At 63.5% G+C, this 21,030-nt stretch carries 21 protein-coding genes; 8 read left to right on the forward strand and 13 right to left on the reverse strand.

Going from position 1 to position 21,030, the window contains the following annotated elements:
- The first annotated feature begins 67 nt into the window (after positions 1-67).
- The gene (locus HMPREF2656_RS11640) at positions 68-3,802 is read left to right on the forward strand and encodes a multifunctional oxoglutarate decarboxylase/oxoglutarate dehydrogenase thiamine pyrophosphate-binding subunit/dihydrolipoyllysine-residue succinyltransferase subunit (RefSeq protein WP_070816843.1); all 3,735 of its coding nucleotides are present in this window, start codon (positions 68-70) and stop codon (positions 3,800-3,802) included.
- 63 nt (positions 3,803-3,865) lie between these two features.
- Here the strand turns inward: HMPREF2656_RS11640 and HMPREF2656_RS11645 are convergent, their stop codons facing one another.
- Entirely contained in the window at positions 3,866-4,576 is a 711-nt protein-coding gene (locus HMPREF2656_RS11645; protein ID WP_070816844.1) for a type 2 periplasmic-binding domain-containing protein, read from the reverse strand.
- Positions 4,577-4,582: 6 nt separating this feature from the next.
- A complete protein-coding gene (locus tag HMPREF2656_RS11650; protein WP_070816845.1) occupies positions 4,583-5,110 on the reverse strand; it encodes a YflT domain-containing protein in 528 nt (175 codons plus the stop codon).
- A 59-nt stretch (positions 5,111-5,169) separates the two neighbouring features.
- On the opposite strand from HMPREF2656_RS11650, the gene HMPREF2656_RS11655 reads away from it, so the two are divergent.
- Positions 5,170-6,306 (forward strand): Mrp/NBP35 family ATP-binding protein, encoded by a 1,137-nt coding sequence (locus HMPREF2656_RS11655; protein ID WP_070816846.1) that lies wholly within the window; start codon positions 5,170-5,172, stop codon positions 6,304-6,306.
- Here HMPREF2656_RS11655 and tatB read toward each other — a convergent pair.
- The 3 genes from tatB to sigE are packed head-to-tail and all read right to left on the reverse strand — an operon-like array spanning position 6,299 to position 7,641.
- Positions 6,299-6,700, reverse strand: coding sequence for a Sec-independent protein translocase protein TatB (gene tatB / locus HMPREF2656_RS11660; protein ID WP_070816847.1), 402 nt, complete (start codon positions 6,698-6,700; stop codon positions 6,299-6,301). The genes HMPREF2656_RS11655 and tatB overlap by 8 nt on opposite strands.
- Positions 6,701-6,710: 10 nt before the next feature.
- On the reverse strand, positions 6,711-7,031 hold the full coding sequence (locus HMPREF2656_RS13575) for an anti-sigma factor family protein (protein WP_070816848.1): 321 nt from the start codon (positions 7,029-7,031) through the stop codon (positions 6,711-6,713).
- Positions 7,032-7,050: 19 nt separating this feature from the next.
- Positions 7,051-7,641 (reverse strand): RNA polymerase sigma factor SigE, encoded by a 591-nt coding sequence (sigE, locus tag HMPREF2656_RS11670; RefSeq protein WP_070816849.1) that lies wholly within the window; start codon positions 7,639-7,641, stop codon positions 7,051-7,053.
- A gap of 111 nt (positions 7,642-7,752) precedes the next feature.
- Between sigE and HMPREF2656_RS11675 the strand changes: the two genes are divergently transcribed.
- Positions 7,753-8,406: an O-methyltransferase gene (locus tag HMPREF2656_RS11675; protein ID WP_070816898.1), complete on the forward strand. Its 654-nt coding sequence runs from the start codon at positions 7,753-7,755 to the stop codon at positions 8,404-8,406.
- On the opposite strand, the gene glgC is transcribed toward HMPREF2656_RS11675, so the two are convergent.
- Positions 8,403-9,620, reverse strand: a complete 1,218-nt coding sequence (gene glgC / locus HMPREF2656_RS11680; RefSeq protein WP_070421858.1) for a glucose-1-phosphate adenylyltransferase — start codon at positions 9,618-9,620, stop codon at positions 8,403-8,405. The two genes, HMPREF2656_RS11675 and glgC, sit on opposite strands and share 4 nt — an antisense overlap.
- 67 nt (positions 9,621-9,687) lie before the next feature.
- Here glgC and glgA point away from each other — a divergent pair, with 67 nt between their 5' ends.
- On the forward strand, positions 9,688-10,842 hold the full coding sequence (glgA, locus tag HMPREF2656_RS11685) for a glycogen synthase (RefSeq protein ID WP_070816850.1): 1,155 nt from the start codon (positions 9,688-9,690) through the stop codon (positions 10,840-10,842).
- On the forward strand, positions 10,842-12,266 hold the full coding sequence (locus tag HMPREF2656_RS11690) for a GH32 C-terminal domain-containing protein (RefSeq protein WP_070816851.1): 1,425 nt from the start codon (positions 10,842-10,844) through the stop codon (positions 12,264-12,266). The genes glgA and HMPREF2656_RS11690 overlap by 1 nt, the downstream gene beginning before the upstream one ends.
- 106 nt (positions 12,267-12,372) lie before the next feature.
- On the opposite strand, the gene HMPREF2656_RS11695 is transcribed toward HMPREF2656_RS11690, so the two are convergent.
- Genes HMPREF2656_RS11695 through dapE form a run of 7 tightly spaced genes read right to left on the reverse strand, consistent with a single transcriptional unit; the run spans position 12,373 to position 17,218 of the window.
- Complete coding sequence (locus tag HMPREF2656_RS11695) at positions 12,373-13,233, reverse strand: methyltransferase domain-containing protein (protein ID WP_070421786.1); 861 nt, start codon at positions 13,231-13,233, stop codon at positions 12,373-12,375.
- Between the two features lie 28 nt (positions 13,234-13,261).
- On the reverse strand, positions 13,262-13,432 hold the full coding sequence (locus HMPREF2656_RS11700; RefSeq protein ID WP_070421785.1) for a DUF3117 domain-containing protein: 171 nt from the start codon (positions 13,430-13,432) through the stop codon (positions 13,262-13,264).
- Between the two features lie 12 nt (positions 13,433-13,444).
- Positions 13,445-13,750 (reverse strand): hypothetical protein, encoded by a 306-nt coding sequence (locus HMPREF2656_RS11705; RefSeq protein WP_070421784.1) that lies wholly within the window; start codon positions 13,748-13,750, stop codon positions 13,445-13,447.
- A 10-nt stretch (positions 13,751-13,760) separates the two neighbouring features.
- A complete protein-coding gene (locus HMPREF2656_RS11710) occupies positions 13,761-14,510 on the reverse strand; it encodes a glucosyl-3-phosphoglycerate synthase (protein ID WP_256381259.1) in 750 nt (249 codons plus the stop codon).
- Positions 14,507-15,346: a dihydropteroate synthase gene (gene folP, locus HMPREF2656_RS11715; RefSeq protein ID WP_246817482.1), complete on the reverse strand. Its 840-nt coding sequence runs from the start codon at positions 15,344-15,346 to the stop codon at positions 14,507-14,509. Before folP ends, HMPREF2656_RS11710 begins: the two co-directional genes overlap by 4 nt.
- Positions 15,339-16,124, reverse strand: a complete 786-nt coding sequence (locus HMPREF2656_RS11720; RefSeq protein WP_070569802.1) for an LOG family protein — start codon at positions 16,122-16,124, stop codon at positions 15,339-15,341. The genes folP and HMPREF2656_RS11720 overlap by 8 nt, the downstream gene beginning before the upstream one ends.
- Positions 16,125-16,129: 5 nt before the next feature.
- Positions 16,130-17,218 carry a succinyl-diaminopimelate desuccinylase gene (gene dapE, locus HMPREF2656_RS11725; RefSeq protein ID WP_070816852.1) on the reverse strand — a complete coding sequence of 363 codons (1,089 nt, stop codon included), beginning with the start codon at positions 17,216-17,218 and terminating at the stop codon, positions 16,130-16,132.
- Between the two features lie 29 nt (positions 17,219-17,247).
- On the opposite strand from dapE, the gene HMPREF2656_RS11730 reads away from it, so the two are divergent.
- The 3 genes from HMPREF2656_RS11730 (at position 17,248) to HMPREF2656_RS11740 (ending at position 21,027) form a co-directional block, all read left to right on the forward strand.
- Entirely contained in the window at positions 17,248-18,189 is a 942-nt protein-coding gene (locus HMPREF2656_RS11730; RefSeq protein WP_070816900.1) for a 2,3,4,5-tetrahydropyridine-2,6-dicarboxylate N-succinyltransferase, read from the forward strand.
- A 112-nt stretch (positions 18,190-18,301) separates the two neighbouring features.
- On the forward strand, positions 18,302-19,669 hold the full coding sequence (locus HMPREF2656_RS11735) for an amino acid permease (protein ID WP_083319538.1): 1,368 nt from the start codon (positions 18,302-18,304) through the stop codon (positions 19,667-19,669).
- A complete protein-coding gene (locus HMPREF2656_RS11740; protein WP_070816854.1) occupies positions 19,669-21,027 on the forward strand; it encodes an amino acid permease in 1,359 nt (452 codons plus the stop codon). Before HMPREF2656_RS11735 ends, HMPREF2656_RS11740 begins: the two co-directional genes overlap by 1 nt.
- Positions 21,028-21,030 lie beyond the last annotated feature (3 nt).

The following is a 21,030-nucleotide window of genomic DNA, read 5'->3' on the forward strand; positions in this document are numbered from 1 at the left end:
AGCGCGGACGATTACAGTCAAAGAAACGTTCCGCGAAATCGAAACAGAAGGAAGGCGAGAACCTGCCGTGAGCAGCGAAAACACGTTCGGCCAGAACAGCTGGCTGGTTGACGAGATGTTCCAGCAGTACAAGGACGACCCGAACTCGGTCGACGCCGAATGGCGTGAACTGTTTGAGAAAAAGGGTGCACCGAAGACCGCTAATGGCACGTCCAACGTCACCCCTTCGCAGGCAGGTGCAAGCCAGGCGAAGACCGACCCGAAGGTTGCCCGTTCCACCGGCGCACCTTCGCAGGATGGTCGCGAGACCAAGGTCGACGAGGCCGCAGCAAAGGTCTCTAACCGCCCGCAGCGCACCCTGCCGAAGCCGAAGGCCTCCCCGCTGGACAAGATCGCACAGGTCGAGGTCGAGCCGGGCGAGTTCCAGCTCAAGGGCGCATTCCGTGCGATTGCGAAGAACATGAACGAGTCGCTCGAGGTGCCGACGGCGACGACCGTGCGAGACATGCCGGTCAAGCTCATGTTTGAGAACCGCGCGCTGATTAACGACCATCTCAAGCGCACCCGTGGCGGCAAGGTCTCCTTCACCCACATCCTGGGCTACGCCATCGTCCTGGCGACGAAGCTGCACCCGGACATGAACAAGAACTACAAGGAGGACGGCAACAAGTCCTTCGCCATCCAGCCAGAGAACGTCAACCTCGGCCTGGCTATCGACCTTCCGGGCAAGAACGGTTCCCGCTCCCTCGTCGTCGCTGCGATCAAGGAGTGCGAGAAGAAGTCCTTCTCCGAGTTCGTTGACGCATACGAGGACATCGTCGCTCGTGCACGCGACGGCAAGCTAACCATGGATGACTTCTCCGGTGTCACCATCCAGCTCACCAACCCAGGCGGCATCGGCACCCGCCACTCCATCCCGCGCTTGACCAAGGGCCAGGGCACCATCGTCGGCGTTGGCGCTATGGACTACCCGGCAGAGTTCGCCGGCGCTTCCGAGGACCGCCTCGCCGAGCTCGGCGTTGGCAAGCTGGTCACGCTGACCTCCACCTACGACCACCGCGTCATCCAGGGTGCAGAGTCCGGCGAGTTCCTGCGCGATATTTCGCAGCTGCTTATCGACGACAAGTTCTGGGACAACATCTTCCAGTCCCTGCAAATCCCGTACTCCCCGCTTCGCTGGGCACAGGATCTTCCGAACACGGGCATTAACAAGGACACCCGTGTCATGCAGCTCATCGAGGCATACCGCTCCCGCGGCCACCTCATCGCAGACACCAACCCGCTGCATTGGCACCAGCCTGGTCTGGCGAAGCCGGATTCGCGTGACCTGCTCATGGAGACCCACGGCCTGACCCTGTGGGATCTGGACCGCACCTTCCACGTCGGTGGCTTTGGCGGCAAGGAGCAGATGACCCTGCGCGAGGTCATGTCGCGCTTGCGCTCCGCCTACACCCTCAAGGTCGGCTCCGAGTACTCCCACATCTTGGACCGCGACGAGCGCGAATGGCTGCGCGACCGCGTCGAGGCTGGCATGCCCAAGCCGACCGGTGCAGAGCAGAAGTACATCCTGCAGAAGCTCAACGCCGCTGAGGCCTTTGAGAACTTCCTGCAGACGAAGTACCTCGGCCAGAAGCGCTTCTCCCTCGAGGGCGCAGAGACCCTCATCCCGCTGATGGACGCCATCATCGACACCGCTGCAGGCCAGGGCCTGGAAGAGGTGGTCATCGGCATGCCGCACCGTGGCCGCCTGAACGTGCTGTTCAACATCGTGGGCAAGCCGGTTGCAACGATCTTCAACGAGTTCGAAGGCAACATGCGCGCAGCCCAGCAGGGTGGCTCCGGTGACGTGAAGTACCACCTCGGCTTCGAGGGCGAGCACATCCAGATGTTCGGCGACGGCGAGATCAAGGTCTCCCTGGCTGCGAACCCGTCCCACCTTGAGGCAGTCGACCCGGTGCTCGTCGGTATGGCGCGCGCCAAGGAAGACCAGATCAAGGCCACCAAGGGCCGCGAAGACCACCCGGTCGTTCCGCTTATGCTCCACGGCGACGCATCGTTCACCGGTCTGGGCATCGTCCAGGAGACCCTGAACCTGTCTCGCCTGCCGGGCTACACCGTCGGCGGCACCATCCACATCGTGGTGAACAACCAGATCGGCTTCACCACCACCCCGGATTCCGGCCGTTCCTCCTACTACGCCACCGACCTGGCCAAGGGCTTCGACTGCCCGGTGTTCCACGTCAACGGCGACGACCCGGAGGCAGCCGCATGGGTTGCTCAGCTCGCTACCGAGTACCGCCGCGAGTTTGGCAAGGACGTCTTCATCGACCTCATCTGCTACCGCCTGCGCGGCCACAACGAGGCTGATGACCCGACCGTGACCCAGCCGGTCATGTACGAGCGCATCAACAACCACCCGTCGGTGCGTACCCGCTACACCCAGGACCTCATCGGTCGTGGCGACATCACCCAGGAAGACGCAGAGAAGGCGGCACAGGACTTCCACGACCAGCTCGACGCGGTCTTCACCGACGTGAAGTCCGAGAAGGGCAAGCCGAGCGAGCAGACCGGTATTACCGATTCCCAGAAGCTCACCCGCGGCCTGGACACGAACATCTCCGAAGAGCAGTTCAAGCGCCTCGCAGACGCGTACGCCAACCTGCCGGAGGACTTCACCCCGAACAAGCGTCTCAAGTCCGTCCTGTCCAAGCGCGGCGGCTCGTTCACCGACGGCGACATCGACTGGGGCTGGGGCGAACTGCTCGCCTTCGGTTCCCTGGCTGAGCAGGGCAAGTTCGTCCGCCTCGCCGGTGAGGACTGCCAGCGCGGTACCTTCACCCAGCGTCACGCTGTGCTGTACAACCCGGACAACGCCGAGCCGTTCAACCCGCTCGACCACAACGCGCAGGAAGCCGGCAACGGCGGCCAGTTCCAGGTCTACAACTCCGCACTGACCGAGTACGCAGGCATGGGCTTCGAGTACGGCTACACCCTTGGCAACAAGGACGCGGTTGTCGCTTGGGAAGCACAGTTCGGCGACTTTGCCAACGGCGCCCAGACGATTATCGACGAGTACCTGTCCTCCTCCGAGACCAAGTGGGGCGAAGTGTCCTCCCTGATCTCCCTGCTGCCGCACGGCTACGAGGGTCAGGGTCCGGACCACTCGTCTGCTCGTATCGAGCGCTACCTGCAGCTCGTCGCGGAAGGCTCCATGACCATCGCGCAGCCGTCCACCCCGGCTAACCACTTCCACCTGCTGCGCCGTCAGGCTCTCGGCGAGATGAAGCGTCCGCTGGTCGTCTTCACCCCGAAGTCCATGCTGCGCAACAAGGCTGCAGTGTCCCAGCCGTCTGACTTCACCGAGGTCAACCGCTTCCAGTCCGTCATCGACGACCCGAACTTCGTCGAGCGCGGCAACAAGAAGATCGGCGACACCGACAAGGTGAAGACCATCATGCTGTGCTCCGGCAAGATCTACTGGGAGCTGGACAAGAAGCGTCAGAAGGATGGTCGCGACGACATTGCGATCGTCCGCGTGGAGATGCTCCACCCGATCCCGTTCAACCGCCTGTCGGATGCGTTCAAGAACTACCCGAACGCCAAGGAGATCCGCTGGGTGCAGGACGAGCCGGCAAACCAGGGCGCATGGCCGTTCTACAACGAGCACCTGCGCACCCTGATCCCGGACATGCCGGAGATGGTCCGCGTGTCCCGTCGTGCACAGTCCACCACCGCAACCGGTGTGGCCAAGGTGCACCAGCAGGAAGAAAAGCAGCTGCTTGAGGAAGCATTCGCTGACTAACCTGCACACCTAAAAACTCCGACCCGGCTTGTGAAAAGCCGGGCCGGAGTTTTTGTTATTCGGTTATTTGGACGCAGAGTCCGGGTCGATCACATCCTCTGGGTCTGCCGGGGTGTCGTGGTGGACGTCGATTTGGGCGTATTCGATCATCCACTCCGCAATCGCATCCTCCACCGTGGCACCCTTGTCCACTTCTTCCGCCATCTCCTCGAGACGGTCAGTGGACAGCACGCGGGTGATGAAGTTCAGGCGGTTGATCTCACCGCGGTCGAAGGTGCCTTTATGGAACACCGGGATGACGTTTTGTGGAAGTTTGCTCTCTCCGCACGCTTGAGCGGGTGACGGGTCGACGGTGCGCATATCCCCCGGCATGGCGGCGACAGCGGCCCCATAGACCTCGTCAGTATATGCGCCATCGGTAACATCGCCGCCCGCTAGCTCCTTGGCGGCCTTAGGGTCCGACTCTTCGAGCAGACGCCCAGTGCACGTGACGACGAAGTCAATCGGCTGCTCACGCAACACCTCAAGCGTCGGCGCGTCATCCAGCCCCGTCACTGAGGTCACGCTCGTCGGCCGGCCTTGGCCCTTAAGTACGCGGCTGTAGATCTCCCCAAGTACGACTTGTTCGTTGGAGGCGCCGTCGATGGCGATGGCGATATCGGCCTTCTCCGGGCGCGCCTGAGTGTAGATGTTGTCCTCCGACGCGCACCCGGACAATACGAGCGCAGCCGAGCCCAAAACGGCGGCTACGGCAGTGTGGTGGTGTGCCTTCATGGTGGTTTACTCGCCGATGACGTTTTCAGAGGCGGGAGTGCGGCCACCTGCTTGTGCGATCATGTCGCGGGCCTGCGGTGCAGCATCCGGCTCGCACAGCACGTCGTAGTGTCCAGCCACGATCGTGGTTGCAGACGCGAAATCGCGCTTGCCGCCGGTGAAGGCGTAGGCCACTGCGGAGGCCACCGTGCCGAAAATGGCGCCGATGACAATCGCCCACACAAACATGGCCATGCCGGCGCCAGGAACAGAGATCAGGGAGAGTAGCAGACCGAAAAACAGGCCCATCCACAAACCCGACAGCGCGCCGGTGCCCAGCACCTTCGGCCACGTAAGCCGGCCGGTAATCTTTTCCACCTGCATCAAGTCCACACCAACGATGGAAAGCTTCTCTACAGGAAACTCCCTGTCGGACAGGTTGTCCACGGCGCGTTGCGCCTCCGCATAGGTGGAAAAGCTGCCCACGGGCCAGCCGGTGGGCACCTCTGTGACACCAATACGCTTATTCAACGATGGGTTCATAGGTTCAGTCATGCTGGGTAGTCTATCGGGATTCCAAAATCCCCCAGGAACGGCCGTATAATCGCGTGGCAATGGCTACTGAACATCAGATTTTGGAAAGCGATGTCCACGAAGCGCTTTCGCGCGTTGATGACCCGGAGATCGGCAAACCGATCACGGAGCTCAACATGGTGGAATCGGTCACCATCGACGGCAACAATGTTGCGGTCGGTATTTATCTCACAATCGCAGGCTGTCCGATGCGCGACACCATCGAGTCAAATGTGCGCGCTGTAGTCGAGGAGCTCGACGGCGTGGGCGACGTGAGCGTCACGCTCCACACGATGAGCGACGAGCAGCGCCGTGCGCTTGCCCAGAAACTCCGCGGCGAGCAGACCGGCCCGGCGATCCCATTTGCGGATCCGGATACGCGCACACGTGTTATCGCGGTGGCCTCCGGCAAGGGTGGTGTGGGTAAGTCCTCGATGACCGTGAACCTGGCCACCGCTATGGCCGCCCAGGGCCTGACGGTGGGCATTGTTGATGCCGATATCTACGGCCACTCGGTGCCGGGGTTGATGGGTTCTGAGGACCAGGGCCCCACGCTTGTCGACGAAATGATCATGCCCCCTATCGCCCACGGCGTGCGCCACATCTCGGTGGGGCAATTCGTGGAAGGCAACGCCCCTGTCGTGTGGCGTGGCCCGATGCTTACCCGTGCGATCCAGCAGTTCTTGGGCGACGTGTACTGGGGCGATCTGGACGTGCTGTTCATGGACCTGCCCCCGGGAACGGGTGACGTGGCAATCACCGTCGCGCAGTTGGTGCCGAATGCGGAGTTGCTGATCATCACCACCCCGCAGGCTGCTGCGGCAGAGGTCGCGGAGCGCGCCGGCACGATCGCGCAGCAGACTGATCAGAAGATCGCCGGCGTGATCGAAAACATGTCGGGCATGACCATGCCGGACGGCACGGTACTCAACATCTTCGGCGAGGGCGGCGGCGACCACGTCGCCGAGCGCCTGACCCAGCTGACCGATTCCGATGTGAAACTACTCGGCTCCGTACCCCTGGACCCGAAGCTGCGTGAACACGGCGATACCGGCACCCCGGTTGTCATCTCCGATCCGGAGTCGCCGGCGGCCAAGGCGGTGCTTGAGATCGTCGACAAGCTAAAGGTGCGCCCGAACTCACTGGCAGGCAAGAGCCTGAACCCGCAGGTTAAATAACGTCCTCCCAGGAGAACCCTTTGCGCTCCGGCTGCGTACCGCGCGGCTCGGGGCGCGCTTGCTTTTGCTGGGGCGCCTTCGGCGGCGGCGCCTGTGGTGGTGTCTTCGGCGCTGGAGGCTCGCTGGGGTCGTCGTCTTCGAACAACACCTTCGCCATCGCACGCTTCGGCCCCATCGCCGCATAGCGCGAGACAGTATCGATCGGCTTCTTAAACTCCTCGAACTCCCCCAGTTCACCATTGAGTTCCGCCTTGGCGTTGTTGATCGCCTTCTTGGCCGCATAGATCGCGGCGCGCACATCCTCGACGACAGAAGGCAGGCGTTCGGGCCCGATCACGATCAACCCGATGATCAGGATGAAGAAAATCTCGCCCCAACCGATGCTAGAAAACACCTAACCCACCTTACTCACGGTGCGTCAGCGAGCGAATCGCAGACTCCACTCGGCTCCGGATCCCCTTGGGGGTTTCGGGGGTGTCGGTCACGTCTTCGTCGCAAAGCATCGCCAGTCGCTCCACAAGCGACGCCGGAGCGTGCATCCCTGAGGAATTACACACCTGCAGACGCTGCGACGTCCCCCGCTGCGCCTGAACTTCCTCACAACACTCCCCACACAACTGCAGGTGTCGCTCGGCGCGTAGCGTGGCCGCCTTGGACAACTCGCCGTCCACGTAGGCGGCAATCGCCTCCGGATTGAGATGATCCGTGGAGTTAAACCTAGTCACGGCGCCGACTCCTTCCCTACTACCGGGCGCGGATGAGTTCCTTCGCGGCGGCGCTGTGGAGGGCTTGTTTCTCCAACGACTCACGCATCTGCGCGCGACCGCGGTGGATACGCGATCGTACAGTACCCATCTTCACTCCGAGGGTTTCAGCGATCTCCTCGTAGCTCATCCCCACCACATCACACAGGACCACGGCCACGCGGAACTCCGCCTTCAAATCGCCCAACGCCTTCTGCAACGCAGGGTCCAGGTTGGTCACGGAGTACGCATCTTCCGGGGTCATGTCGGTGCCGGGCACGCGCTCGTAATCCTCGGGCAGGGCCTCCATGCGGATCTTCGCGCGGCGACGCACCATGTCCAAAAACAGGTTCGTGGTGATGCGGTGCAACCAGCCTTCGAACGTTCCAGGCTGGTACTGCTTCACGTTGCGGAACACACGCATAAACGTCTCTTGCGTGAGATCTTCCGCGTCGTGCTGATTACCGGAGAGACGAAACGCTAGGCGGTAGACACTGTCGGCATGTTCTTTCACCAGTTCAGACCAGGTCGGCATTGCTGCCTGGCCTGCGTCAAACGCTGCGGTACCGGTGAGTGGAACGTCAGTGCTCATGCGCAATAGTTTCGCAGACTCACTGCCCCAAAGCCAGCCAACCAGTTAACAGAATCCTGTGAACGCAACACGGCTATGATGTGGCGTGTGAGTGAGACCGCATTTACCCAGATGAACTCGTACCTCGCCGCCCGTTCCACCGAAGGCGGCCACCTTTCCGACCAGGTTGCGGAAGCTTTGCGCGCAGCGCGCGAGGACGCTGCCGAAAACGGCACCCCGGCACCCAGCCCGGTGGTCGGCGACCTGTTGACGGTGCTCGCGGCGGCAGCCCCGAACGCATCCCAGGGTGCGGTTGCGGTGACCCCGGCCGCCGGTGTTGTGGGCTTGCACCTGCTCGCAGGCCTGCCGGAGAAGGCCACAATGACCTGCATCGAGCCGGAAGCTGCACTGCAGGCCGGCGCGAAGGAAGCAGTGCGCAACGCAGGGTTTAGCCCGTCGCGTGTGCGTTTCCTCACCGCACGTCCCCTCGAAGTGATGGGGCGCTTGGCTAACGACGCCTACCAGATCGTCTACGCAGACGTCTCCCCCGTCGAACTGCGCCCGCTCATCGAGGCCGCCTGGCCGTTGCTGGCCCCGGGCGGCACGTTGGTGCTTGCAGGTTCGCTTCTCGACGGCACCGTGGCCGACCCCACCCGCCGCGACCGCGAAACAGAGGCCGCCCGTGAGGCGGATGAGTTCGTCGATACGCTGACAGCCGAGCGCGGCGCCGCGGTGGCGCGTCTGCCGCTTGACGGCGGCCTGACGCTGATCACCAAAATCGGCTAAACAACCTCGCTCTTACCGACGACCACAACGCCGCCGTCGGACACCGTGAACCGCTCGCGGTCGCGCTCCGTATTCACACCGACCGTCTCCCCATCGGAGACGTAAACGTTCTTGTCCAGGATGCAGTGGCGCACCACCGCGCCCTTGCCCACGCGCACACCCGGCATGAGCACAGAGCCCTCCACCGTCGCGCCTTCTTCGATGCGTACATCGGTGGACAGCACCGAGTTACGCACCGTCGCACCGGAAATGATCGAGCCGGACGCCACAATGGACTCCTGCGCAATACCACCGAGGACGAACTTTGCCGGGGGCAGGTTGTCGTCGTCAGTCGCGTGGATCGGCCACGCCTTGTTGTACAGGTTGAACACCGGGTGTGAGGAAATCAGATCCATGTGGGCCTCGTAGAACGAGTCGATCGTGCCCACATCGCGCCAGTAACCCCGGTCGCGGTCCGTGGCACCCGGCACCCCGTTGTTGGAAAAGTCATACACGTTCGCCTCGCCCTGCGCGACGAAGTACGGGATGATGTCGCCGCCCATGTCGTGGCTGGAATCCTCGTTCTGCTCGTCCTCCAGCAGCGCCTGGATTAGCGCCTCGGTAGAGAAGCAATAGTTGCCCATCGATGCGAACGTCATCTCCGGATCGTCCGGGGTACCCGGTGGGTCGGCCGGCTTTTCCAAAAACTCGGTGATCGTGCCGTCATCGTCGGCCTGGATGCAACCGAACGCGCTCGCCTCCGCACGCGGCACGCGAATGCCTGCCACGGTGGCGGCCTTGCCCGACGCAATGTGATCTTCGACCATCTGCGACGGATCCATCCGGTAGACGTGGTCCGCGCCAAAGACCAAGACATAGTCAGGCATGTCGTCGTAAATGAGATTCAGCGACTGCACAATCGCATCCGCCGACCCGTTGTACCAACGCTTGCCGCGACGCTGCTGCGCCGGAACCGACGCGATGTACTGCTGCGTTGGCCCCGAAATGTTCCACGCCGTAGCCACATGGCGGTCCAGCGAGTGCGACTTGTACTGCGTCAACACCGCAATACGCATGTAGCCGGCGTTGACCAAATTCGACAACACAAAATCGATCAAACGGTAGTTGCCGCCGAACGGAACGGCGGGTTTGGCACGGTCAGCCGTCAGGGGAAACAGGCGCTTGCCTTCCCCGCCGGCCAGGACAATGGCGAGAACTCGAGGCTGGCTTTTCATAACCGCAAGGCTAATGCCAATTCAAGGCTCGTGCAGGGATTCCGCAACGTCAGTAGGCTCGGCGGACATGAAGGTAGGAATGCTCACGCGCGAATACCCGCCGGAGGTCTACGGCGGCGCCGGGGTGCACGTCACAGAACTCACGCGGTTCATGCGCGAATTCGCCGACGTCGACGTCCACTGCATGGGCGCCCCACGCGACGCCGCAGGTGTATACGTCCACGGCGTCGACCCCGCACTCGAGGGGGCCAATAGCGCGATCAAAACCCTGTCCACAGGCCTGCGCATGGCCGATGCCGCAGCCGGGCTCGACGTGGTGCACTCGCACACGTGGTACGCAGGCCTCGGCGGCCACCTCGCCGGGCTGCTCCACGAGATCCCCCACGTGGTCACCGCCCACTCGCTCGAGCCGGACCGCCCGTGGAAGCGCGAACAGCTCGGCGGCGGCTACAACGTGTCCTCCTGGTCGGAGAAAAACGCGATGGAAAACGCCGACGCGGTCATCGCCGTATCTGCCGGAATGAAAGATGCCATTTTGCGCGCCTACCCGCGTATCGACGACTCCCGCGTCCACGTCGTCCTCAACGGCATCGACCCCGCCAACTGGTACCCGGACACCGGCACCATCGCCGAAGAACTCGGAGTAGACACCTCGCGGCCGGTCGTCGCGTTTGTCGGGCGCATCACCCGCCAAAAAGGTGTCGCCCACCTGCTCAAAGCAGCGCAGCTTTTCGACGACGACGTCCAGCTCATCCTCTGCGCCGGCGCCCCCGACACCGAGGAGATTGCTGCTGAGACGCGTGGGCTCGTCGAAAAGCTACAAGCGCAGCGTGACGGCGTGTTCTGGGTCCAAGACATGCTGCCCGCCGAAAAAGTACGCCAGGTCTACACCATCGCCGACGTCTTCGTCTGCCCATCCGTCTACGAACCGCTGGGCATCGTGAACCTGGAGGCCATGGCGTGCGGCACCGCAGTGGTAGCCTCGCGCGTCGGCGGCATCCCCGAAGTCGTCGTCGACGGCGAAACCGGCGTGCTTGTGGACTACACACCCGACGACACCACCGACTTCGAACAACGCCTCGCCGAGGCGGTCAACGCCGTCGCCGGCGACAAAGCACGCGCCACCGCCATGGGCAGCGCCGGACTCACCCGAGCCAAAGAATCCTTCTCCTGGCGCACAATCGCGAAACAAACCGTAGACATCTACAAGGGGTTGATCTGATGACGGTCTACCGTCCCGAACTACACGTCACCGCAGAACGCGGCATTCTCGAAGGCCCAGCCGGCGTATTCCGCATCGGCAGCCGCGAGAACCGCCTGTGGCACATGTTCTACCAGTACCGCCCAACCCCCGACACCCCGAGCCGCTGGGGCCACGAAGTCAGCGAAGACGACGCATTCAACTGGCTCGACTGCAACGACGTCATCGTCCCCTCCGGCGACGAAACCAACATCCGTGCAGGGTCCGTCACCTCCGCGGGCGACGGCGTCAACCTGTACTTCTCCTCCGAAACCCCGGCAGGAAACACCATCCAGATCGCCCACGTTGCGCACGTGGACAGGCTTTACGACGACCTCGACGCCGACGACGCTGACGCTGACGACACTGACGTCTCCGATGCCGCCGAGCGCACCGGCACCGCAGTCGACGACACCGCCGGCGACACCAATTTCCGCTCGCCTTGCGTCGTACCCGCCTGGGACACGGAAGCCGACCGCGACCAAGGCCACGACGGCTGGCTTATGCTCGCCGTGACCGGGCCTGTCACCGACCCCAAGCCGGTCGTCCTCACCTCCCCCGACGGCCGAGACTGGGAGCTGCAAGGCCCGCTCGAGTTCAATGGCGACACCGGCATCACCCTCGATGCCTCCCTCGTTGCCCCACGCATCGTGCGCCTGCGCGACGAAGTCGATGGCGAAATCCGCGACGTCCTGTTCATCACCCTCGAACGCGACGGCAAAGACACCGCCGTCTACGCCGTGGGCCAGCTGCGGGGCAATGTCTTCGACATCACCACGCCGTTTACGCTTCTCGACTACGGCCACGACTTCACCCGCCCACGCAACACCAACTACCCGCTGGACGAAACCACTGCGGAAAACCGCTACGAGCGCGCCTACCTGTTCGGGTTCATGACCAACACCGACCGCGCCGGCGACCCCACCCTCGAACCCAACTGGGCCACCGAAGGCTGGGCCAACGCCCTCACCCTCCCGCGCCGCGCCACCCTGCAGGGTGGCCGCCTCTTCCAAGTGCCCGCACCAGGCCTGCCAGACGCCGTCAGCGCCACCGACCGCGCCCGCATGTGGGCCGGCCTGTGCGAAATCCCGGCCGGCTCCCAGGTCACCCTCGAGGTGCTCGACGGCAACAACGAACCGGCTGCGGTGATCACTCATAACGGCGAGCAGCTCACACTCGACCGCCTCGACGGCTCCCCCGCAACCGCACCGCTTCACGACGACGACGAAGACAACGTCACCGTCATCGTCGACGGCTGCACCCTCGAGGTCTACGCCGGCGGCGGCAGCGTTGTCATGTCGTCGCGCATCTGGCCCGAAGGCGGCTGCAACGGCATCCGCAGCCGCGCCACCGGCGAAGCATCCATCAGCGGCGAGTGGCGCCGCGGATACCCCGCCCGCTTCTAAGCCAGCCGGCGCGTGAGCCGGCACATGAGCTAGGCACAGCAAGAAGGCCCGCATCACGCGGGCCTTCTCCGTTTCTTTAGCGCGTCGTGAGCGAAGCGCCGGCGCGCTACTTCTTGCGCAGGCGGATCAGCTGGGCGCGGGCGGTGACCTCCATCTGCTCCGGGAGGTCCTCGAGTCGCGCGTGCAGCACGTCCTTATCCAGGTGACGCGCCGACGGGCTCATACCCACCTGCGCGGCGATCGCGTCACGGCCCAGGGTCATCGGGAACGAAATCAACTCCGGATCGGCCACAGGGGTCAGCCACTGCGCCGACTGCTCGATCAGTCGCGCCACCTTGCCGTCCTCCACGCCGAGGATACCCAGTGGCTCACGGAGCTCGTCCAGGTGGCCTTGGTCGGCGACGAGGATGACGGCCTCGCCGTCGTCGCTAAGCACACGCGCAAACTCCGCAGGATTGCGCGGCGCGAACACCACAGTCACCACATCAACCGCCCCCGTGCGGATAGGCAGCTGCTCCCACACATCCGCCACAATCGCACCCAAACGCGGATGCGCCTTAGCCAAATGCTTCGCAGCAGGCACCGAAATATCCAACCCCACACCACGCGCGCCATCAATCAGGTCCAGCGTGTGCGCAAGGTAGTAGCCGGTTCCGGCGCCAGCCTCCAGAATTACCGGATCATGATCGCCTGCGGCATGCTCCACAACATCCGCCACACGATCCGACACCGCCTCCACAAACGGCGCGAAATGGCCATTCGACAGGAACGTTTCGCGAGAGTTAATCATCTCCAGCGAATCGCCCTCATGATTCAGCCCGCGCCCCGACGCGAGCGTGACATAACCCTGCTTGGCTACGTCATAAGAATGCCCCGATTCGGAGACGAGACGACCAAAATCGTCCTCGCCCCGAAGCGGGGTCAGGTCTACCGGGTCCGCGAGTACATCCACGATCTCGTTGAGCATGTGGTGATACTACCGCGTTTGGCCGGAACTACTCTCCAGCAGCCTCCGTGAGCAAGCGGCCAAGTTCGCCAGCCTCTTCCTTGCTCAGTTCAATGACGAGGCGTCCGCCACCGTCAGACGGGATACGCATGACGATCTTGCGCGACTCCTCCACCGCTTCCATCGGGCCACTACCGGTACGCGGCTTCATTGCTGCCATCGTCAACACTCCTTATTGCTTTGTTTCCGAAACGTGTTCTTCCGGAGATTCTACCCGTGTTTCCGGCGCAAGGTTGCCGCCCGCCAACTGTTCGATGAGCGCATCGACCTGATCCATGCGGTAACCGCGGTGCACAACCTCGAGCTGAATATCGCCGAAGTTACCTTCCTCCACGGCGCGGCGGTTGGCTTCCTTCACCTCTTCTGTTGGTGGCATGGGCGGCAGGGCCTCGCCGCGGCCGAAGACGGTGGCGAACAGTTTCAGGCCAATGATGCTCAGCAGTGCGAGCACCAGGATGAGGATGATCCAGGAAAGCATGCGGGTTAGTTTAGCTGTCGGCCCAGGCGGGGCGCTCGCTGACCTCGACGGGGAATTTTCCCGCGCGCGCGAGAATCGTCTTTGCGACGACATCAGCCATCCCAGCAAGTTCATACAGCGGCCTATTGCGGTGGGTGCGGGGGCTCAGTTGCGCTTGCTGGATGGCTTTTGGGCCGTGGGCGCGGGCGACGTCGATGAGCAAGCCCGCTTCCACCCCGTAGCCGGCGACGAATGGCAGCGAAAGCGCGGTTGAGCGTCGGATGGCGTATTCGCCGGCGAGCGACTGGTCCACGGCGATCTCCGGGAAGAGGGCGCGCAGGAGGGGTTTCGCGGTCAGTTCGGTCACGCGACCGCCGGCGCCTTCGCGGGTGTAGGAGGCTTTGACGAGGTGGACGGTGTCGTCGATAAATGGCTCGGCGAGCGCGTCGACCCACCAGGGTTCGAGTGAGGTCACGTCGGCGTCGACGAAGACCACCACGTCGCCGCATGCGGCCTTCACGCCGCGCCACAGCGCCTCGCCCTTGCCGGGCCAGGGTGTGCGTGGGTCGACGTCGCGCCAGTTCACCACGGTTGCCCCGGTTGCGGCGGCGCGCTCGGCGGTGCGGTCGGTGGAGTCTGAGTCGATGACGATGACTTCGTCCGCTGACGAAGCCACACACTTTTCGACGACCCCACCCACCGTCGCCTCCTCATCCAGCGCAGGAATCACCACACTGATTCGTACATCGGTGCGCATGCCGGCGAGCGTGTCGGCACTCACGCGAGCCCCCGCACGGTTGCCAGCGGTGCCGCGGTGCCCTGGATCGCCTCGATCATGCGGATGACGTCGATCGTCGCCTCGACCTCATGGACGCGAAACGCCGCCACCCCGCGCGCGGCCGCCCACGCGGTTGCTGCGAGGGTGCCGGGCACGCGCTGGGTGATGTCGGCACCGTTGAGGCCACGCCCGACGGTCTCGCCCACGAAATCCTTGTTGGACAGGGCCATGAGGACGGGCCAGCCGGTGGCGACGATTTCGTCGATACGCCGCAGGATCTCCAGCCCGTGGTAGGTGTTCTTGCCAAAGTCGTGCGTGGGGTCAATGAAGATCGCCTCCTCCGGCACGCCGAGGGAGACGGCGCGCTCGGCCAGCGCGGTGGTTTCCGCAATCACGTCGGCGACCACGTCGTCGTAGTGCACCCGGTGCGGGCGCGTGCGCGGCGTGACCCCGCCGGTGTGCGAGCACACGTACCCCACGCGGCGAGCGCCTGCTACCTCAACCAACTCGGGGTCGAAGCCTGCCCACGTGTCGTTGATCAGGTCCGCGCCCGCTGCGATCGCCTCCTCAGCCACCGCGGCGCGCCAGGTATCCACGCTCACCGTCACGTCCGGGTGGCGCTCACGCACCCCGGCGATAAGCGGCACGACACGGTCAATCTCCTCGGCAACGGACACGTCGTCGCCCGGGCCTGCCTTCACGCCGCCGATGTCGATGATGCTGGCCCCGGCGGCAACGGCGTCGTCGACACGCAAAAGCGCCTTCTCAATCGCGAACGTCGCACCCTTGTCATAAAACGAGTCGGGGGTGCGGTTCACGATCGCCATGACCTCACTCATCGCGCAGACGCTGATCCGTCATCACCTTGTGGGCCTCCACGATGTGCGCCACGGCCTCCTCCACCGAATCGGTAACCAGGTACAACTTCTCATCCCCCGGCGAAATCAACCCGCGGCCGAGCAACTGCTGCTCAATCCAATCCACGAGCCCGGACCAAAACTCAGTGCCCATCAGCACGATCGGGAAGTTGGTCACCTTGCCAGTCTGCACCATGCACAGCACCTCAAAGACCTCGTCCATCGTGCCGAAACCACCGGGCAGCGAAATAAACGCCTGCGAGTACTTCAAAAACATAGTCTTGCGAGCGAAGAAGTACCGGAAATTCAGACCCAGATCCACCCAGTCGTTCAGGCCCTGCTCAAACGGCAACTCGATACCCAAACCAACCGACAAACCATCCGCGTTGTGAGCACCCCGGTTCGGCCCCTCCATCAAACCCGGCCCACCGCCGGTGATCACGGCGTAGCCCGCCTCCACCAGCGCGCGGCCGACCTCGTAGGACAACTGGTACTCAGGCGTGCCCTCGCCAAGACGTGCGGAGCCAAACACCGTCACAGCCTTCGGCAACTCCGACAACGCATCAAACCCAGCCACAAACTCCGACTGGATCCGCATCACACGCCACGGATCCTGGTGCTTCCAATACCCATCAGACTGCCCCATGGACTCCAACAAACGCTGATCATAGGTCGTGGCCTGCTCAGCCTCATTGCGCAGCGCCATCGGCCCACGCAACTTCCGGTCGCGGTCCGGGCGGGGGAAATTCAACGGAGCCATATCTCTTACTCGCTTTCAGCACTCAGGTAATCGAGCAACTGCGCCGCCACCTGACGAATCTCATCGACCGGGCACTGCTCGTCCTTCTTATGGGCAAACCCCGGATCGCCAGGCCCGAAGTTCACCGCAGGAACACCCAGGCTAGAAAAGCGCGCCACATCCGTCCACCCAAACTTGGCGCGGAAGTTCCCGCCCACTGCCTTGACCAGCCCAGCCGCCACCGGGTCACCCAGGCCAGGCAACGCCCCCGGCGCGACATCGTCGTAAATGAGCTCGAGGCCCTCCTCCAGCGCGAGTGTCTCTTCCAAGTGCGCCTTCGCGTCCTCGACGCTGCGATCCGGCGCGTAGCGGAAATTCACGATCAGTCGCGCGTGATCCGGGATCGTATTCGTCGCCACGAAGCCCTCCAGCCCGACGACGTTTAAACCCTCGCGGTACTCGCAGTCGTCGATAAGAACAGTGCGCGGCTCATAGGCCGCGATACGGGTGAGCACACCCGCAAGATCATGCGCCGCATTATGCCCAAGCCACGAACGCGCCGAATGCGCACGCGTGCCATGCGCATCCACAAACACCCGGATCGTGCCCTGGCAACCCGCCTCAATGATCGCACCCGACGGCTCGCCCAACAACGCAATATCCCCCTGCAGCAACTCCGGATGATCACGCTCAAGGTGGTACAAGCCATTGAACTCCTGCGCCACCTCCTCGCCCTCATAAGCGATCAGCGTCAAATCATGCGCCGCCTTCCCCGGCTGCACCAACGTGGCAAACGCATGCAAATAACACGCCAACCCCGACTTCATATCCACTGAGCCACAGCCGTGCAAAATACCGTCCGCGAGCCGATGCGGCGTGTTATCAGCCAGCGGCACCGTATCAATATGGCCCGCCAACACCACCCGCGAATCCAACCCGAAATTCGTACGCGCCACCACGGTATTACCGAAGCGCTGCACCTCCGCATGCTCAAGGCCACGCAACGCAGCCTCAACGGCGTCCGCGATCGCCTCCTCATGGTGCGACGGCGACTCAATATCCACCAACGCAGCCGACAAAACAACAGGGTCCGCAAAAAGATCTAAGGAAGTCACACCGCGATCCTACGTTTACAATGACGGCCATGTCTTTGGGAGCACACGGCCTCGGAATCGCCAACATCGCCATAGACGGCACAGTGCTCGACACCTGGTACCCCAACCCCAAGCTCACACTTAACGACGACCACCCCACCACCACCCAACGCACCTCCGCCCACAACCTCTCCCCGGAGTTCCTGCGCCTCATCGGCGCCGACCGCGACCGCCTCGTCGAAACCGTGCCCGTCCGCACCACCATCGCCGACCTCGACGCCCCACCCATCGACGCCCACGACGTCTACCTCCGCCTCCACCTGCTGTCCCACCGCCTCGTCGAACCACTCACCATCAACCTCGACGGCGCCCTCGACCACCTCACCCCCGTCGCCTGGACCAACAAAGGCCCCTGCCTCCCCCACAACTTCGAAACCGTACGCACCAACCTCCGCGCCCGCGGCCCCATCCACGTCTACGGCATCGACCGCCTCCCCCGCATGGTCGACTACGTCGTCCCCACCGGCGTCACCATCACCGAAGCCGAACGCGTCCGCCTCGGCGCCCACCTCGCCGAAGGCACCACCGTCGTCCGCGAAGGCTACATCTCCTACAACGCCGGCACCCTCGGCCCCGCACGCATCGAAGGCACCATCTCCTCCGCAGTCGCCGTCGGCGCCAACACCACCCTCGCCCGCGGAACCGCCCTCATCGCCACCCCCACCAACAACAACGCCCTCGCCCGCCAACCCATGCGCATCGGCGCCAACTGCCACCTCCACCCCACCGCCAGCATCAACGGCATCACCCTCGGCAACAACTGCGACATCGGCGCCGGCATCACCCTCGAACCCCACACCCGAATCTTCGACCCCGCCACCGGAGAAGATTTTCCCGCGGGAAAACTCACCGGCCGCAACAACCTGCGCATCCAACACGAGCCCTACACCACCGCCCCCGTGCTGCGCCCCGCAGAAACCACGCGCACGTAACACACGCATATAAACCGGAAAAGAATGCACTTCACTGCATGTCGAGGTTTAAGGTGTTCGACATGTCAACCCCGTTTCCCCCGTCGCCGATTCCACCGCGCTCGCACGCGGCCTGAAAACGCGCCACCTCACCATGATGGGCCTCGGCTCAGCCATCGGTGCCGGACTCTTCCTTGGCACCGGCGTTGGCATCGCAGCCGCAGGCCCCGCCGTCATCCTCGCCTACGTCGTCGCAGGCTTCATCACCGTGTGCTTCATGCAGATGCTCGCGGAAATGGTCGCCGCGCGCCCGTCGTCGGGCACGTTCTCCACCTACGCCGAGCAAGCCTTCGGCCGCTGGGCCGGCTTCGCCATCGGCTGGCTGTACTGGTTCATGATGATCATGATCATGGCCGTCGAAATCACCGGCGCGTCCGCGATCGTCGCCCAATGGTTCGCCATTTCCCCCTGGATCCCGGCGCTGATCGCCATTGGTTTTTTCACCGTGATCAATTTCGCCGCGGTGAAAAACTTCGGCGAGTTCGAGTTCTGGTTCGCCCTGATCAAGGTCGTTGTGATCGTGGCGTTCCTGTGCATCGGTGTGGCCCTGTGGCTCGGTGTGCTGCCCACCGGCGGGTTCGTAGGCCTGTCGAATATCAGCGAGGTCGGCTTCATGCCCAACGGCTGGGCTGGCGTTGCCACCGCGTTGCTCGCGGTCGCCTTCGCGTTCGGCGGCATTGAACTGGTCACCGTCGCCGCCGCCGAATCCGAAAACCCCGAAGCCGGCGTCCACTCCGCGATCCGCTCCATCATCTGGCGCATCTCCATCTTCTACATCGGCTCCGTGCTGCTGATCGTGCTGCTGCTGCCTTTCGACGAAATCGGCGGCGCGGACTCCGCAGCCGACTCCCCGTTCACTGCAGTGCTCGAAATGGCAAACATCCCGGGTGCCGTCGGCATCATGGAGGCCGTCATCGTCGTCGCCCTGCTGTCCGCCTGCAACACGCAGATCTACGGTTCCTCGCGCTTCATGCAAAACCTTGCTGTGCGTGGCGACGCCCCCGAGACCTTCGCTAAAACCGACCCCCGCGGCGTGCCCGTCCGTGCCGTGATCGTGTCCGTGTTCTTCGGCTTCGTCGCCGTTGCCCTGCAGTACTGGAACCCGCCCGGGCTGCTCGCCTTCCTCCTCAACGCAGTCGGTGGCTGCCTGATCGTGCTGTGGATCGTCGTCGCCCTGTCGTTCGTCCGCCTGCACCCGAAGCTCGAAGCAAGCGGCGAAATCACCGACGTACGTATGTGGGCCCCCAACGTCCTTCCCTGGGTCATGATCGCGCTCGCCGGCGGAGTCATCCTGCTCATGCTCGCTGACCCCGACGGGCGATTCCAAATGTTCGCCGTCGCCGTCGTTGTCGGTGTCGTTTCCCTCGCGGGAGTTTTGTGGACCCGCGCGACAGGAAAGACCGCTGCAGGACAGAACGTGAAGAAGGAAGAGGTGCGGTAATGGGGTCGTCGACAAGCAATAGCGAGCTCGGCACCGGGCTGAAGTCCCGCCACCTCACACTCATGGGGCTCGGCACTGCCGTGGGTGCGGGCCTGTTCCTCGGCGTCGGCGTCGGCATTCGTGCCGCCGGCCCCGCGATTCTGGTCGCATACGCCATCGCCGGACTCATCGTCATTGCCGTGATGCGCATGCTCGGCGAAATGGCCGCCGCCCACCCATCATCGGGCTCATTCGCCACCTACGGACGCATGGCGTACGGCCACTGGGCAGGATTCCTCCTCGGCTGGCTGTATTACTTCCTGCTGATCATGGCGTGTGGTGCCGAACTCACCGGCGCCTCCGCAATGATGGCCTCCTGGTTCGACGTACCCCAATGGGTGCCCGGGCTCATCGTCGTCGTCGTACTCACCGCCGTAAACCTCGCACAGGTCAAAGGCTTCGGCGAGTTCGAGTACTGGTTCGCCATGATCAAAATCGCGGTGATCGTCGGCTTCCTCATCATCGGCGTTCTCCTGTGGCTCGGCGTGCTGCCCGCCAGCGGCTTCGTCGGCTTTGACAACGTGCGCGAATCCGGCTTCGCCCCCAACGGTGTCGCCGGCATCGCCGCAGGCCTGCTCGCCGTGGCATTCGCATTCGGCGGCATCGAAGTGGTCACCATCGCAGCCGCCGAATCTGAAGACCCCGCCGACAACGTCAAACGCGCCGTCAACTCCATCATCTGGCGCATCGCGATCTTCTACCTCGGCTCCGTCGCCGTGATCACACTGCTACTGCCGTACGCCACCATCGACGGCGCCGACTCCGCCGCCGACTCCCCCTTCACCGCCGTGCTCGAAATGGCAAACATCCCAGGCGCCGCAGCCTTCATGGAAGTTGTCATCGTGCTCGCGCTACTCTCCGCATTCAACGCACAGCTCTACGGCACCTCCCGCCTCGGCTACCAACAAGCCCTCGAAGGCGACGCCCCGAAATGGATGGCGAAAACCAACGCCAACAACGTGCCCATGAACTCCGTGCTCGTCTCCGTGGTGTTCGCGTTCCTCGCCGTCGGCCTGCAATGGTGGAACCCGCCCGGAATGATCGACTTCATCATGTCCGCAACCGGTGGCTGCCTCATCGTCACCTGGATCATGATCACCCTAAGCTTCATCAAACTCCACCCACGCATCCGCGAATCCGCCGTCCGCGTCCACGGCGCAACCTGGGTGCCATGGGTCACGCTCGTCGCCCTCGTTGGTTTGACGGTGCTCATGCTTTTCGACGACGCCGCCCGCTCCCAAGTCATCTCCGTCACCATCCTCTCCCTCGCCCTGGTCGGCTTGTCGCTACTGACCAAGAAACGCGGTGTCGTAAGGTAGTCG

The organism is Corynebacterium sp. HMSC034B08 (assembly GCF_001835805.1).
Classification (GTDB): Bacteria; Actinomycetota; Actinomycetes; order Mycobacteriales; family Mycobacteriaceae; genus Corynebacterium; species Corynebacterium coyleae.